The following is a 14,996-nucleotide window of genomic DNA, read 5'->3' as shown; positions in this document are numbered from 1 at the left end:
ATGCCGGTCTTCGCAGACAAAAAAGGCGGCCTGATGGCCGCCTTTTTCAGTTTATCGGTCGAGATTAGAAATCGTCTTCGACCTGACCGTCCTTGACCTTGAATTCACGGTTCTGCAAGTACGCATTACGGATGAAGGTGTACTTGTCGCCGGTGATCAGCTTCTCGCTCGACAGCAGGTTGGCACGGGTATCGACGATGTCCAGCGCGTAGAACGAGTTACGCACCGGAACGTCGTTTACGTAACGATAAGCACCGGTATAGCTGTCGACGTACTTGGACGGCGCATCACGCAGGGTGCTTGGCCCCAGCAGCGGCAGCATCAAGTAAGGACCGCTGCCGACACCCCAGTAACCCAGCGTCTGACCGAAGTCTTCGTCATTGCGCTGCAAACCCATCTTGGTGCCGACATCAATGACGCCCAGCAAACCGAAAGTGGTGTTGAAAATGATTCGTGCGGTATCAACGCCTGCGGCGCGAGGCTTGGCCTGCAGGATATCGTTGGCCAGGTTACGCACATCACCGATGTTCTGGAAGAAGTTGTGAACGCCGTCTTCGACAAACTGCGGCGCCACGTACTGGTAGCCCTGGGCCAGGGGCTTGAGCGCGTAGGTGTCGATCACGTCGTTGAATTTGTAAATCGGGCGGTTGACGCTTTCCCAAGGATCATCCTCCGTGGCTGCCTGGGCAACGAACGGAACCAGCATCACACTGGCGCATACACAAATCCTGGCTAGATGATTGCTCCAGCGCATAGAAAAAAACTCCTTGGTTTGTACCGGCTCGGGCACTTGGCCCAGGCAATAAGTTGCCAAGTATAAGACGTAAACGCCGTTTAACGCACTTTGCACGAGATCCACACAAACACAATCGTGCCAAGTGTGAGCGATTCACATCCTTGTCATTGAACTGTCACCGTCGCCCACTAGCCTTCAGGCTATTTCAGGGACGTCCACATGCCGCTCGCCGAAGCCTTGCCCCAAACCGCACCCAGCCTGACCGCCGTACTGTTCGGCCTCAGTGGCTGCCTGGTGGATTTCGGCGCGCACACGCATAGGCACGGCAGCCACTCGGCCGAACACGCCGAGGCCACTCCCGGCGCACTGGATAGCCTGCGCAGCTTGCAGCGCCAGCAGATCCCCTGCGCCTGGCTCGATGAACTGCCCCCTGCCCTCAGCCAATCCCTGGCCGCTGCGCTGCCGGAATGGATCAAACCTTCGCAACATCCAGCAACAAACAACCCATGGCCCGCCCCGAATGCCTGCTGGCAAGCCTTGATGACCCTGAACGTCGAGCGACTCGACGGCTGCGTACTGGTGAGCGGCGAACCCCGCTTGCTGCAAGCGGGGCTCAATGCCGGGTTGTGGACCATCGGCCTGGCCTCTTGCGGCTCGCTGTGCGGCCTGGCGCCCGAGCAATGGCAAGCCTTATCCCCGCAGGAACGCGACATCAAACGCGCCAAGGCGACGATGCAACTGTTCGGCCTGGGCGTGCATTCGGTGATCGATCATCTCGGTGAACTCGACACCTGCCTGGCGGATATCAGCTTGCGTCGGCTCAAGGGCGAAAAGCCCTGATCGAGATCATGCACGTTGGGCGCGAGTGGATTAATCTAAAGGTCAGCCATCGACCTTTGGCCTGCTGCCATGGTCTATGCCAGTGCCTATCGATTAAAGAAGGAAGAACGCCATGCCTGCCCGCGAACTGCAAGAACAGCTCAATGCCCTGCGCGAGCAATTGGAACAGAATCCTCCATTGTCTGAAGCCGAACGCGCCGAGCTACACGAACTGATGCAACAGATCGAGTTGAAGCTTGAGCTCGAAACCAAAACCCAGGATTCCAGCCTCGCCGATGGCGTCAACCTGGCCGTGGAACGCTTCGAACTCGAACACCCTACCCTTGCTGGCACCTTGCGCAACATCGGGCAGGCCTTGGCCAACATGGGGATCTGAACCCTGCTGATAAAAAAAGCCCTGCTATCGCCAGCAGGGCTTTTTCGTTTCTGCGCCTGGCAATACAAATCCCCTGTGGGAGCGGGCTTGCTCCGGGCGGCGCTCCGACGAAGGCGGCTTCACACTCAACGATGATGTTGACTGACCCACCGCTTTCGCGAGCAAGCCCGCTCCCACATTAGATCTTTACTGACGGACCAGACGATGGTTCGGCAGTTGCACCTCTTCAGTGCTGCGATACGGGTTGATATCCAGCCCGCCACGGCGCACATAACGCGCATACACCGTCAGTTTCTCCGGCTTGAGCAACCGCTGCAGGTCGAGGAATATCCGCTCCACACACTGCTCGTGGAAGTCCGAGTGCTGGCGGAAGCTGACGATGTATTCCAGCAGGCTCGCGTGATCCAGCGCCGAGCCACGGTACTCCACCGCCACGCTGCCCCAGTCCGGCTGGCTGGTCACCGGGCAGTTGGACTTGAGCAAATGGCTGTGCACGCTCTCCTCGACAATGCGCGAATCATCGCAACGCAGCAGTTCCGGCCGTGGATGCTCGTAGTTGCTGACGCTGATATCCAGCTCATCGATGCACACGCCCGGCAAGGCCACGACGCCTTCGTTCTCGACATCCTTGAGGCTGCGAATACGCACGCCCACCGGCTTGCCGGCAGCCGCCGACAAATCCTTGGCCAGCGTCGCCTCAAGGCTCGCGGTATCGGCGAACGGCGTCTGGTTCAGGGAGTTGAGGTACAGCTTGAACGACTTCGACTCGATGATGTTCGGCGAATCCGCCGGGATGCTGAATTCGCCGATCGCCACCACCGGCTTGCCCGAAGGCAGCAGCCAGGACAGCTCGAAGCAGTTCCAGAAGTCCACGCCTTTGTACGGCAGGGTTTGCGCCGTCAGGCCCAGTTCCGCCCATTTCGCGGTGCGCGGGATCGGGAACAGCAAGGACGGCGTGTAGGTGGCGATGTATTCGCTGGACTTGCCCAGCGGCGAATGTTCGGCTGCGGGATGCATGACGGAAACCTGACTGAAGAATCAGCGGATTCTATCAGCCTTTGCTCCCGCCTTTGAGTGCTTACTGACTGACAGTCAATTTGCCGACCATGCCGGCTTGATAATGACCGGGAATGTTGCAGGCAAATTCAAGACTGGTGGCCTTGCTGAAGGTCCAGGTCAGCTCGGCGGTCTTGCCTGGCTCCACCAGCACGCTGTTGGGGTCGTCATGCTTCATGCCGTGGTCCATTTTGCCGTGATCCATGCCGGCCATGTTGCCGTGGTCCATTGCTTTCATGCCGGTGGGCGTCAGCATGCCGCTCTGTTGCATCTGCAGCATTTCCTGCTGGTGTTTGGCGTGCATCGCCGCATCCCCCAGGTTGAGCTCATGCAACAACTGGCCTTTATTGACCAGCACGAAGCGCACGGTTTCCCCGGCCTTGATGTCGATGGCCCGCGGCGTGAAGGACATGTCCTCCATCACCACCTCGATGCTGCGGGTCGCCTTGGCCGCCGGGGCCGGCTGACCGAAATCGAAGGTATGCCCGGCGTCCGCCCACACCGGCGAACTCAGCGCCAGCAAACACAGGATTTGCGCCACGGTTTTGTGTAAAAACATCGTCATACTCCAACAAGATAAGGCTCAGCATGGGCAAAACTCTAAACTGCTGCCACTGCCCGTAACCTGACAGCCAGATTACAACTTTGTCAGGTTGCCCTGTGCCAATGCTGCCCACGGTATAAAGCGTTCGTTCCACTTGCCAAGAGTCGCCCATGAAACTGCTGATCGTCGAAGACCAACCGAAAACCGGCCATTACCTGCGCCAGGGCCTGGCCGAGGCCGGGTTCAACACCGAACTGGTGGCCGACGGCAACACTGGCCAGCAATTGGCCCTCAGCGGCGAATATGCCCTGCTGATTCTCGATGTGATGCTGCCAGGTCGTGATGGCTGGCAGATCCTGCAAGCGGTGCGCAGCGCCGGCCTGGACACGCCGGTACTTTTCCTGACCGCCCGGGACGCCGTGGAAGACAGGGTTCACGGCCTCGAACTGGGCGCCGATGACTATCTGGTCAAGCCGTTTGCCTTCTCCGAACTGCTGGCCAGGGTTCGCAGCCTGTTGCGCCGCGGCAGCGCCACGCCGCAGGAAACCAGCCTGCAACTGGCCGACTTGCGCCTGGACCTGATCCGGCGCCGGGTCGAACGCAGCGGCCAGCGCATCGACCTGACCGCCAAGGAGTTCGCCCTGCTGGAAATGCTCCTGCGCCGCCAGGGCGAAGTCCTGCCCAAGTCGCTGATTGCGTCCCAGGTGTGGGACATGAATTTCGACAGCGACACCAATGTCATCGAAGTGGCGATCCGTCGCCTGCGCCTGAAGATCGACGATGAATTCCCCAACAAGCTGATTCATACCGTGCGCGGCATGGGCTATGTCCTTGAAGAGCGCCCGGCCTGATGCGCCGCCTCTCCTTGAGCAGCCGCCTGGCGCTGCTGTTTGCCGCGTGCACCGCCGTGGTGTCGTTGTTCGCCGGCGTGCTGTTCAGTCGCGCCAGCGAGGCGCACTTCGTTGAGCTCGACCAGCAACTGCTGGACGGCAAGCTGATTGGCTTGCGTCGGGCCCTGCACGACCTTCAGTCGAGTGACAGCGAGGTGAAACTGGCCGAAGAACTGAGCCGGCAGGCGGACCTGTCCCTGCGAATCACCGGCAGCGACGGCCAGCATTGGTATGACAGCTCGGCCAACATTCCCCAGGCACTGCCGCGCCAGCCCGGGTTATCGACGGTGAGCCATGAGGGCATGGATTACCGCGTCCTGAATGCGCCGCTTTTCGCCGACAAACCCGACTCACCGCAACTGACGTTGCTGCTGGACATCACCCACCACCAGCACTTCCTGCAACGCATGCAGCATCTGATCTGGCTGACCGTCGGCCTGTCAGCCCTGGCCACCGCACTGCTGGGCGCCTGGGCGGCACGCAGCGGCTTGCGCCCGTTGCGTCGGATCAGCGCGGTGGCCAGCGGTGTTTCCGCGCAATCGCTGAACGCGCGGTTGCCTGAGGAAAACATGCCGCCGGAACTGGCGGAAATGTCCCACAACTTCAACGCCATGCTCGGACGCCTGGACGACTCGTTTCAGCGGCTGTCGGCCTTTTCCGCCGACATTGCCCATGAACTGCGCACGCCACTGTCGAACCTGCTGACCCATACCCAGGTCACCCTCACCCGCCCTCGCCCCATCGAGGATTACCGCGAAGCCCTGCACAGCAACCTCGAAGAGCTGCAATGGATGGCGCAGTTGGTCAACGACATGCTCTACCTGGCGAAAGCCGATCACGGGTTGTTAATGCCCAAATGCGAGCCACTGGAACTGGCGGAGGAAGCGGATCTGTTGCTGGAGTTCTTTGCGCCATTGGCCGAAGACGCGCAGGTAAAACTGAGTCGTGACGGCAATGCCCGCATCGAAGGTGACCGCAGCATGTTGCGGCGGGCGCTGTCGAACCTGCTGGACAACGCACTGCGCTTTACGCCGGCCGATGGTGAGGTTCGGGTGCGAATCGTCGATCAGCCAAAACAGTTGCGCCTGACCGTTGAAAACACGGGCCAACAGATTTCCAAAGATTTATTGCCGCGCCTGTTTGACCGGTTTTACCGGGCCGATCCTGCGCGCCGCGAAGGCAGCAGTGAACATGCGGGACTGGGACTGGCGATTACCCAGTCGATCATCCGCGCCCATGGCGGGCAGATTCGTTGTGAATCGGAGAATGGGTGGACGCGGTTTGTGATCGAGTTGCCAAGGGGGGATTGAGGCTGGCAGTACCGGCCTCTTCGTCGGAACGCCGCCCGGAGCAAGCCCGCTCCCACAGTAATCGAGTTGAACCACGATTTCGTGAACGACATCGGACACTGTGGGAGCGGGCTTGCCCGCGAAAGCGGTGTAACTGATTACGAATACCGAAGAGCGTGAGCCGGCTCGATCTTCGCCGCCCGCCATGCCGGGTACACAGTCGCCAAAAAGCTCAGGATAAACCCGGCAGAGCAAATCAACGCCACATCCGCGCCTTGCAGCTCCGACGGCAGGTTGCTGACGAAATACACGTCGGAACTGAAGATGTGCTGCCCGCTGACCCGCTCGATCCAGCCCACGATCTGGCTGACGTTCAGCGCTGCAATCACGCCCAACACACCGCCAATCAGGGTGCCGACGATGCCGATCACCGTGCCCTGCACCACGAAGATCGCCATGATCTGCCGGGGCGTGGCGCCGATGGTGCGCAGGATCGCGATGTCCGCGCCCTTGTCGTTCACCACCATGATCAGGGTCGCGATGATGTTGAACGCCGCCACCGCGACGATCATCAGCAACAGCAGGCCGATCATGGTTTTTTCCATCTTCATCGCGCTGAACAGGCTGCCCTGGGTGTGGGTCCAGTCGTCAGCCTTGTAGGCGGCGCCCAGCCCCGTGGCGATGTCGTTCGAGACTTGCGGCGCGGCATACAGGTCCTTCACCGCCAGGCGCACGCTCTGCACCTGATTCGGCTCCCAGTGTTGCATCTGCGCGGCATCGGCCATGTGGATCAGCGCCATGGTGCCGTCCAGTTCGGCGCCCACCTTGAACACGCCGACCACGTTCAGCCGTTGCATGCGCGGGGTGATGCCGCCCGGCGCATTGCTGACTTCCGGCACGATCAGGGTGATCTTGTCACCGACATTCAAGCGGAAACGGCGCGCCGTGATCTCACCGATCACCACGCCGAACTCGCCCGGCTTCAGGGCTTCGAGGCTGCCCTGAACGATGTGCTTGGCAACGATCGACACCTGGCCTTCCAGCGCCGGGTCGACACCGCTGACCTGGATCGGCTGCATCGTGCCCTTGTAGGACAGCATGCCCTCCATCTCGGTGAACGGCACCGCCGCCGTCACTTGCGGGTTTTTCATCGCGGCCACCGCCACGGGCTTCCAGTCATCAATCGGATTGACGCCGACGATGGTGGCGTGGGGCACCATGCCGAGGATGCGCGAGCTCATTTCGCGCTGGAAGCCGTTCATCACCGACAGCACCACGATCATCGCCAGCACGCCGAGGGCGAGACCGATCATCGAGGTCATCGAGATGAAGGAAACAAAGCGATTGCGGCGCTTGGCGCGGGTATAGCGCGTGCCGATAAAGATCGATAACGGTCTGAACATTCGCTGGGGCACCGTATGGAAATAAATGACCCGACGCCTTTTCAGGCATCGGGTTTAAGCCAATCAGATGGGAGTCAGGCAACCTTCCTGCAGGTGCAGGACGCGATCCATCTGGCGGGCCAGGTTCATGTCGTGGGTCACCACCAGGAACGCTGTGCGCATCGAGGTGCTGAGCTCCAGCATCAAGTCCTGGATCCCCTGGGCGGTGTGGGAATCGAGGTTGCCGGTCGGCTCGTCGAGCATCACCAGGCCGGGATTGTTCACCAGGGCGCGAGCGATGGCCACGCGCTGGCGCTCACCACCGGACAGTTCGGCCGGTTTGTGCTCCAGGCGATGGCCCAGCCCTACCCGCTCCAGCAATGCCGTGGCACGCTGGCGCGCTTCGGGGATCGCGGTCTTGCCGATCAGCAGCGGCATGCAGACGTTCTCCAGGGCGGTGAATTCCGGCAGCAGGTGGTGGAACTGGTACACGAAGCCGAGGGCGCGATTGCGCAGCAGGCCGCGTTTCTTCTCGCTCAGCGCCGACAGTTCTTCACCGTCGAGCCAGACGCTGCCCTTGGTCGGGGTATCGAGGCCGCCCAGCAGGTTGAGCAAGGTACTTTTGCCCGAGCCTGACTTGCCGACAATCGCCACACGCTCTCCCGGGTGCAACTCCAGTTGCAGGCCGGCCAACACTTCCACCGATTCCGGGCCTTCCTCGTAGGACTTGCCCAGGCTGCGGCAGCTCAAGATTGCTTTATCACTCATGCCCGACTCACTCATAACGTAGCGCCTCCGCAGGCTGGGTGCGCGCGGCACGCCAGGCTGGATACAGGGTGGCGAGGAAACTCAGGACCAACGCCGCGGAGCAGACCATCACCACATCCTGGCTCTGCACCTGCGACGGCAGGTAATCGATGAAGTACACGTCGGCGTTGAGGAACTTGTGCCCGATCAGGCCTTCTAGGGCCGAGATCGCGGCGCTGACGTTCAGCGCGGCGAAGATCCCGACCACGGCGCCGATTGCGGTGCCGACCACGCCAATGACGGTGCCTTGCACCATGAACGTGCGCATGATCGTGCCCGGCGTGGCGCCCAGTGTGCGCAGGATCGCGATGTCGCCCTTCTTGTCGTTCACCACCATCACCAGCGTGGAAATGATGTTGAAGGCGGCGACGGCAACGATCAGCAGCAGCAACAGGCCGATCATGGCTTTTTCCATGCGGATTGCCTGGTACAGGTTACCGTGGGTGCGGGTCCAGTCGCGGGCGTAGAAGCGGTCTTCGCCGAGATCGCGGGCGATGCTCCACGCGGTGCGCGGTGCCTGGAACAGGTCGTCGAACTTCAGGCGCAGGCCCTGGACCTGATCCGGTTTCCAGCGGTGCAGCCGGGCCAGATCCTGCAGGTTGGTGACGCCAAGATAGCCATCGAGTTCACCAGCGCCGACATGGAAGATGCCGACCACGGTAAAGCGCTTCATGCGCGGGAACATCCCGGCCGGGGTCACGGTGACTTCCGGCGCGACGAAGGTCAGCTTGTCGCCAATCGCGGCCCCGAGCTTGGCCGCGGCCTTGTCACCGATGACGATGCCGAACTCACCCGGCACCAGGTCGTCGAGTTTTCCCTGGGTCATGAATTGATCGATGATCGACACTTGGCGCTCTTGCACCGGGTCAATGGCATTGAGCAGGACCTTCGAGACCTTGCCGTTGTTGGTCAGCAAACCCTGCATTTGCGTAAACGGCGCCACGGCCGTCACCTGCGGGTTCTGCTTGACCTTCGCGGCCAGGCTTTGCCAATCGCTGATGGCCTCGCCGGACTCGATGGTCGCGTGGGGCACCATGCCCAGCACGCGGGTGCGCATTTCATGATCGAAGCCGTTCATCACCGACAACACCACGATCATCACGACCACGCCAAGGGCGAGCCCGATCATCGAAGTCAGGGAAATGAATGACACAAAATGATTGCGACGCTTTGCACGGGTGTAACGCGTGCCGATAAATACGAAGAGAGGTCTGAACATGTCGGGGCTTGTTCGGAGGGAAAAGGAACGTCCTTGTGGCGGGGGTCGATAACCAGCTTTACACTCAGACCACCGCCGCTACCATGGGTTCGCCATGTCGACATTAGATGAAGAAGATCGCCGCGAATACTACCGTATCGAGGATACGATCGCACTGGAAATTCGGCCCCTGTCCGCTTCTGAAGCCACAGGCCAGGAAGTGTTGCAGGATGCTTCCCCTCTCTTCAACTTGCTCAGCGAACTGCACCTGAGCGAATTCGAGTCGCAACACCTGTTGCGCCAGATCAGCGAACGCGACCGCAACCTCGCGGCGTTCCTCAAATCCCAGAACAAACGCATCGACCTGCTGAGCCAGGTGATCGCCATCACCGTGCTCGGGCAGATCGGCGAACCGCAGCCGGTGATCATCTCCGAAGGCGGCATCGACTTTCAGCATCCATCGCCCCTTGCCGCCGGCGCACGCCTGTCGGTCAAACTGGTGCTGATGCCGCAAGCCCTGGGCCTGCTGCTGCGCGCCCGCGTCACCCATTGCGACCGCAAGGACGACGGCTATGACGTCGGTACCGAGTTCGAAGACCTGACCGACGCCCAACGCCAACTGCTGGCCCGCCACATCTTGCAGAAGCAGGCCCAGGAACGACGCCTGGCCCGCGACCAACTAGAATCAGGCAATTAATTTAAGGAAGAACCGTGACCCTCATCTACGGCCATCGCGGCGCCAAGGGCGAAGCACCGGAAAACACCCTGACCAGCTTTCAGGAATGTCTCAAGCACGGCGTGCGTCGCTGCGAACTGGACCTGCACCTGTCCATGGACGGCGAGCTGATGGTCATCCACGACCCGACCCTCAAGCGCACCACTGACCGTCGCGGCAAGGTCGTCGAACACACGGCGGCCGAGCTGGTGACGTATGACGCACGCAAGGGTGGCCCGGGCTGGATCAAGCCGTGCCCGATTCCGACGCTGGAACAACTGTTCGAGAAATGCGACTTCGATCACTGGCAGCTGGAAGTCAAAAGCGCATCGAGGATGCGTGCCGCGACCACCGTGCTGGCAATCCGTGAAATGGCGCAGCGTCATGGCCTGATGGACAAGGTGACCATCACTTCGAGTTCCCGTGAAGTGCTCAAGGCTGCGCTGGAACTGGTGCCGGACGTGTCCCGCGGGCTGGTGGCCGAGTATGCCTGGCTCGACCCGCTGAAGGTCGCGGCCAGCTATGGCTGTGAGATTCTGGCGCTGAACTGGACCCTGTGCACGCCGGAACGCCTGCAAAAGGCGCAGCGTCAGGGGCTGCATGTGTCGGTATGGACCGTCAACGAGCCCGCGCTGATGCGCAGACTCGCCGACTTCGGCGTTGACAGCCTGATTACAGACTTTCCCGGTTTGGCCACTGCCACGCTCGAGAATTGCTGAAATCGGTCTCCCCGGCCGGCTCAGGCCACCGGCCGGAGCCCGTCAAAAAAGCCGGTTGAGGCCGTCGTACGCAGCTACCCGATAGGCTTCGGCCATGGTCGGGTAGTTGAACGTGGTGTTGACGAAGTACTTCAGCGTATTCAGTTCACCCGGCTGGTTCATGATCGCCTGACCGATGTGCACGATCTCCGACGCCTGATAACCGAAGCAGTGAACGCCCAGCACTTCCAGGGTTTCACGGTGGAACAGGATCTTCAGCATGCCTTGCGGCTCGCCGGCGATCTGCGCCCGCGCCATGCTCTTGAAGAACGCCTTGCCCACTTCGTACGGCACCTTGGCCTGGGTCAGCTCCTGCTCGTTCTTGCCGATCGAGCTGATCTCCGGAATGGTGTAGATGCCGGTCGGCACGTCATTCACAAAGCGCCAGCTACCGTTATCAACGATGCTGCCGGCGGCCGAACGACCCTGGTCATGGGCGGCACTGGCCAGGCTCGGCCAGCCAATCACATCACCGGCGCCGTAGATGTTCGGCACGCAGGTGCGGTACGCCTCGTCGACTTCGATCTGGCCACGGCTGTTGACCTTGACGCCGATGTTCTCCAGACCGAGCTGATCGGTGTTGCCGGTACGGCCGTTGCACCAGAGCAAGGCGTCGGCCTTGATCTTCTTGCCGGACTTCAGATGCAGGATCACGCCATTGTCCACGCCTTCGACGCGGTCGTAGTCTTCGTTGTGGCGAACCGTGATGTTGTTGTTGCTGAAGTGATAGCTCAACGCCTGGGAGATTTCCGAGTCGAGGAAGCTCAGCAACTGGCCACGGTTGTCCACCAGTTCGACCAATACACCCAGGCCGCTGAAGATCGAGGCGTATTCGCAACCGATCACGCCAGCGCCGTAAACGATGAGTTTACGCGGGGTGTGGCCGAGGCTGAGGATGGTGTCGCTATCGTAGATACGCGGGTGGTGGAAATCGATGTCCGCCGGGCGATAAGGACGCGAACCGGTGGCGATGATGATGTGCTTGGCCACCAGCTTCTCGACCACGCCGTTGGCGCAGACCACTTCGATGGTTTGCTCGTCGGCGAAGCTGCCGGTGCCGAAGAACACGTCGACGCGGTTACGGGCGTAGTAGCCGGTACGCGAAGCGACTTGTTTGGAGATGACTTTCTCGGCGCTTTTCAACACGTCCGGAAACGAGAACCAGCGCGGCTCACCAATGGCCCGGAACATCGGGTTGGTGTTGAATTGCATGATCTGCCGCACCGAGTGACGCAGTGCCTTGGACGGGATGGTGCCCAAGTGAGTGCAGTTGCCGCCGACCTGGCGACGGCTATCGACCATCGCCACCTTGCGCCCTGCCTTGGCGGCGTTCATTGCCGCGCCTTCCCCTGCCGGGCCGGAACCCAACACCACCACGTCGTAGTTGTAGACAGCCATGCGTACTCCTCAGAACAGGCCGCGGCACCCTCGGCACCTGCGGCTAAATCACGCCAATGCGTGGCATGAAGGAACAATTTGGGGCCAGTGCAGAACCCGGACACAGTCTATAGAAGCGTCAACGCCGCGCACATTAACCCTTGGTCGCGTCGTAGGCTACTTTTGCCTGCGCTACAACGCCAGTTTTCAATGCTCAAATCGCCGAAATCATTCGGTTTTTTTGCCACTGAGGCGCTCAAAAGCGTGACTGCTGCGTGTGACGAAACCTGTATCGGCACGAATCACAAAAAATGCGCCGATATCGTGTTTTTCTGCGTAGTCCCAACCGCGCTCCGGGCCGAGAATCAGCAACAGCGTCGATAAGCCATCGGCCATCAACGCGGAAGGATGAATTACCGTGACCGATGCCAGGGTGTGTGAGACCGGCGCACCAGTGCGGGCATCGAAGGTGTGGGAAAAACGCTGGCCGTCCTGCTCGAAATAATTGCGGTAGTCGCCGGAAGTGGACAGGCCATAGCCGTCGACGACAATGACCCGATCGGCCACCTGCCGGTCATCCCGCGGCTCTTCCAGGGCAATGCGCCATGGCGAACCGTCAGCTTTCTTACCGGAGGCCTTGAGCTCGCCCGTAGCCTCGGCGAGGTAGTCGTGGATGCCCATCGTCTCGAGTCTTGCGGCAATCGTGTCCACCGCATAACCGGCGGCGATGCTGTTGAAGTCGACCTCGACGGCAGCGTCCTTGCACAACCGGTCGCCCTCGATACGCAAGTGTTCATGGCCGACGCGCTTGCGGGCTTCGGCGAGGGCTTCGGTGGTCGGGACTTTCTCCCCACGGGCCTGCGGACCAAATCCCCAGAGATTGAGCAACGGCTCCACCGTCAGATCGTAGGAACCGTCGCTTTGCACTGACAGCTGCTCGCCCACGCGGACCAATTCGAGGATCGATGCCGGCATCGCCTGACAGCGGTTGGCCGGCAATGCATTGAAGCGCTCAATGTCCGAGTCACTGCGGTACGTGGACATTTGCCGGTCAATGTCAGCGAGGATCTGCTCAACCTGGACGCGGACCACGTCCGGCGCCGGAAGACCGGCATGGCGTACATACTTGATCGAATAAGTGCTGCCCATGGTCGGGCCGCCAAAGCTTTCGAGGGCGTCGCCGTTACCACAGCCTGATAGTGCGCCGAGCAGCAAAAATGCCACCCCCTGCCACCTGATCAACAATTCCCGAGCTCCCCGAAACATCCCCTGACACGCCGCCAGGGCCAGCCATTATGCGATAGAACTGTGGGAGCGGGCTTGGTCCGGGCGGCGATCCGACGAAGAGGCCAGCCCGAACAACACATCCTCACCAGACAAAAGCAGCACAAACAAAAACGCCCCGACCAAGGCCGGGGCGTTTCATGTGCAGCTAAAGGCTTAGCGCGGGAATGCTGGCGGGTTTACACCGGCCATGTCTTCCATCACGCGAACCACCTGGCAGCTGTAACCGAACTCGTTGTCGTACCAGACGTACAGAACAACGCGGTTATCCTGGGTGATGGTCGCTTCAGCGTCCACTACGCCTGCGTGGCGCGAGCCAACGAAGTCGGTGGAAACCACTTCCTGGGAGCTCACGTAGTCGATCTGCTTGTGCAGGTCCGAGTGCATGGCCATCTGGCGCAGGTACTCGTTGATCTCTTCGCGAGTGGTGGCCTTTTCCAGGTTCAGGTTCAGGATGGCCATCGACACGTTCGGCGTAGGAACGCGAATCGCGTTGCCGGTCAGCTTGCCCTTGAGCACTGGCAGCGCCTTGGCGGCTGCGGTGGCGGCACCGGTCTCGGTGATAACCATGTTCAGCGGCGCGGCGCGGCCACGACGGCTGCCCTTGTGGAAGTTGTCGATCAGGTTCTGGTCGTTGGTGAACGAGTGAACGGTTTCGACGTGGCCGTTGACGATGCCGTACTTGTCGTTGACTGCCTTTAGCACCGGCACGATGGCGTTGGTGGTGCAGGAAGCCGCCGAGATGATCTTGTCGTCAGGGGTGATTTCGCCATGGTTGATGCCATGCACGATATTCTTCAGCGCGCCCTTGCCAGGTGCGGTGAGGATCACGCGGGCAGCGCCCGGGCAGGCCAGGTGCTGGCCCAGGCCGTCAGCGTCACGCCATACACCGGTGTTGTCGACGATCAGGGCGTTTTCGATGCCGTACTGGGTGTAGTCGACTTCGGCCGGGCTCTTGGCGTAGATAACCTGGATCAGGTTGCCGTTGGCGGTGATGGTGTTGTTGGCTTCATCGATGGTGATGGTGCCATCGAACGGACCATGGACCGAGTCGCGGCGCAGCAGGCTGGCACGCTTGACCAGGTCGTTCTCGGCGCCCTTGCGGACAACGATGGCGCGCAGGCGCAGGCCGTCGCCGCCACCGGTTTTCTCGATCAGGATGCGCGCCAGCAGACGGCCGATACGACCGAAGCCGTAGAGGACAACGTCGGTGCCTTTGCGGGCCGATGCGTTTTGCTGGCCAACCACGTCAGCCAGTTCTTCACGGACGAACTGCTCGGCAGTACGGCCATTGCCTTCGGCCTTGAACTTGGCCGCCAGCTTGCCCAGGTCCACCGAAGCGGCGCCGAGCTTGAGTTCGCTCATCGCCTTGATCAGCGGGAATGTTTCGTGGACGGACAGCTCGCTTTCGTCGGACTGACGGTGACGAGCAAAGCGGTGAGCTTTGAGAATCGCAATGACTGAACGATTGATCAGGCTGCGGCCATAGATCGAGCTCACCACGTTGTTATTGCGGTAGAGCTGACCGATAAGCGGAATCATCGCTTCTGCGAGTGCTTCACGGTCGATCCATTCACCAAGACACTGGTCGGGCTTCTGAGTCACGGGAACCTTCCACATGTAGGGGCAGAAAAAAGGGGCTACATTATGCCGCCGAGTGACAGCGGTAGCAATGCGCGCCCGTCGTGCTTTACGTAACAATTCGTCGTTCAAAAAAATTACGCCCCGCGCAAACCCAATAAAA

The 14,996-nt window shown here is 60.8% G+C and carries 15 protein-coding genes; 6 read left to right on the top strand and 9 right to left on the bottom strand.

Annotated features, from left to right (window positions below):
• Window positions 1–64: 64 nt before the first annotated feature.
• On the bottom strand, window positions 65–754 hold the full coding sequence (locus ASD95_RS12370; protein ID WP_056722030.1) for an MlaA family lipoprotein: 690 nt from the start codon (window positions 752–754) through the stop codon (window positions 65–67).
• 201 nt (window positions 755–955) lie between these two features.
• On the opposite strand from ASD95_RS12370, the gene ASD95_RS12365 reads away from it, so the two are divergent.
• Window positions 956–1,576 carry a hypothetical protein gene (locus ASD95_RS12365; protein WP_056722029.1) on the top strand — a complete coding sequence of 207 codons (621 nt, stop codon included), beginning with the start codon at window positions 956–958 and terminating at the stop codon, window positions 1,574–1,576.
• 112 nt (window positions 1,577–1,688) lie between these two features.
• Entirely contained in the window at window positions 1,689–1,952 is a 264-nt protein-coding gene (locus tag ASD95_RS12360) for a DUF4404 family protein (protein WP_008053327.1), read from the top strand.
• A 186-nt stretch (window positions 1,953–2,138) separates the two neighbouring features.
• Here ASD95_RS12360 and queF read toward each other — a convergent pair whose 3' ends face one another.
• Together queF and copI are read right to left on the bottom strand one after the other, a co-directional pair.
• Complete coding sequence (queF, locus tag ASD95_RS12355) at window positions 2,139–2,969, bottom strand: NADPH-dependent 7-cyano-7-deazaguanine reductase QueF (protein WP_056722027.1); 831 nt, start codon at window positions 2,967–2,969, stop codon at window positions 2,139–2,141.
• 61 nt (window positions 2,970–3,030) lie between these two features.
• Window positions 3,031–3,567 carry a copper-resistant cuproprotein CopI gene (gene copI, locus ASD95_RS12350; protein WP_056722025.1) on the bottom strand — a complete coding sequence of 179 codons (537 nt, stop codon included), beginning with the start codon at window positions 3,565–3,567 and terminating at the stop codon, window positions 3,031–3,033.
• 155 nt (window positions 3,568–3,722) lie between these two features.
• Between copI and ASD95_RS12345 the strand changes: the two genes are divergently transcribed.
• Both ASD95_RS12345 and ASD95_RS12340 read left to right on the top strand, forming a co-directional pair.
• Window positions 3,723–4,403 (top strand): heavy metal response regulator transcription factor, encoded by a 681-nt coding sequence (locus tag ASD95_RS12345; RefSeq protein ID WP_007995297.1) that lies wholly within the window; start codon window positions 3,723–3,725, stop codon window positions 4,401–4,403.
• A complete protein-coding gene (locus ASD95_RS12340) occupies window positions 4,403–5,752 on the top strand; it encodes a heavy metal sensor histidine kinase (protein WP_056722023.1) in 1,350 nt (449 codons plus the stop codon). The genes ASD95_RS12345 and ASD95_RS12340 overlap by 1 nt, the downstream gene beginning before the upstream one ends.
• 137 nt (window positions 5,753–5,889) lie before the next feature.
• Here ASD95_RS12340 and ASD95_RS12335 read toward each other — a convergent pair whose 3' ends face one another.
• The 3 genes from ASD95_RS12335 to ASD95_RS12325 form a co-directional block, all read right to left on the bottom strand.
• A complete protein-coding gene (locus ASD95_RS12335) occupies window positions 5,890–7,134 on the bottom strand; it encodes a lipoprotein-releasing ABC transporter permease subunit (protein WP_056722021.1) in 1,245 nt (414 codons plus the stop codon).
• 63 nt (window positions 7,135–7,197) lie between these two features.
• Window positions 7,198–7,881, bottom strand: coding sequence for a lipoprotein-releasing ABC transporter ATP-binding protein LolD (lolD, locus tag ASD95_RS12330; RefSeq protein WP_173677889.1), 684 nt, complete (start codon window positions 7,879–7,881; stop codon window positions 7,198–7,200).
• A gap of 7 nt (window positions 7,882–7,888) precedes the next feature.
• Window positions 7,889–9,139 (bottom strand): lipoprotein-releasing ABC transporter permease subunit, encoded by a 1,251-nt coding sequence (locus tag ASD95_RS12325; RefSeq protein WP_056722020.1) that lies wholly within the window; start codon window positions 9,137–9,139, stop codon window positions 7,889–7,891.
• Window positions 9,140–9,233: 94 nt separating this feature from the next.
• Between ASD95_RS12325 and ASD95_RS12320 the strand changes: the two genes are divergently transcribed.
• Both ASD95_RS12320 and ASD95_RS12315 read left to right on the top strand, forming a co-directional pair.
• Entirely contained in the window at window positions 9,234–9,815 is a 582-nt protein-coding gene (locus tag ASD95_RS12320; RefSeq protein WP_056722018.1) for a PilZ domain-containing protein, read from the top strand.
• 14 nt (window positions 9,816–9,829) lie between these two features.
• Window positions 9,830–10,552 carry a glycerophosphodiester phosphodiesterase gene (locus ASD95_RS12315; RefSeq protein WP_056722015.1) on the top strand — a complete coding sequence of 241 codons (723 nt, stop codon included), beginning with the start codon at window positions 9,830–9,832 and terminating at the stop codon, window positions 10,550–10,552.
• Window positions 10,553–10,594: 42 nt separating this feature from the next.
• Here the strand turns inward: ASD95_RS12315 and sthA are convergent, their stop codons facing one another.
• The 3 genes from sthA to ASD95_RS12300 all read right to left on the bottom strand — a co-directional run bounded on the left by sthA (window position 10,595) and on the right by ASD95_RS12300 (window position 14,872).
• On the bottom strand, window positions 10,595–11,989 hold the full coding sequence (gene sthA / locus ASD95_RS12310) for a Si-specific NAD(P)(+) transhydrogenase (RefSeq protein WP_007984277.1): 1,395 nt from the start codon (window positions 11,987–11,989) through the stop codon (window positions 10,595–10,597).
• A 207-nt stretch (window positions 11,990–12,196) separates the two neighbouring features.
• Window positions 12,197–13,234, bottom strand: a complete 1,038-nt coding sequence (locus tag ASD95_RS12305; RefSeq protein ID WP_056722013.1) for an FAD:protein FMN transferase — start codon at window positions 13,232–13,234, stop codon at window positions 12,197–12,199.
• 174 nt (window positions 13,235–13,408) lie between these two features.
• Window positions 13,409–14,872 (bottom strand): glyceraldehyde-3-phosphate dehydrogenase, encoded by a 1,464-nt coding sequence (locus ASD95_RS12300; RefSeq protein ID WP_056722011.1) that lies wholly within the window; start codon window positions 14,870–14,872, stop codon window positions 13,409–13,411.
• Window positions 14,873–14,996: the final 124 nt, after the last annotated feature.

This window comes from Pseudomonas sp. Root71, assembly GCF_001429045.1.
GTDB classification, from domain to species: domain Bacteria; phylum Pseudomonadota; class Gammaproteobacteria; order Pseudomonadales; family Pseudomonadaceae; genus Aquipseudomonas; species Aquipseudomonas monachiensis.
The sequence above is the reverse complement of the archived record's forward strand: the minus strand, read 5'-3'. Positions and strand labels throughout refer to the sequence as shown.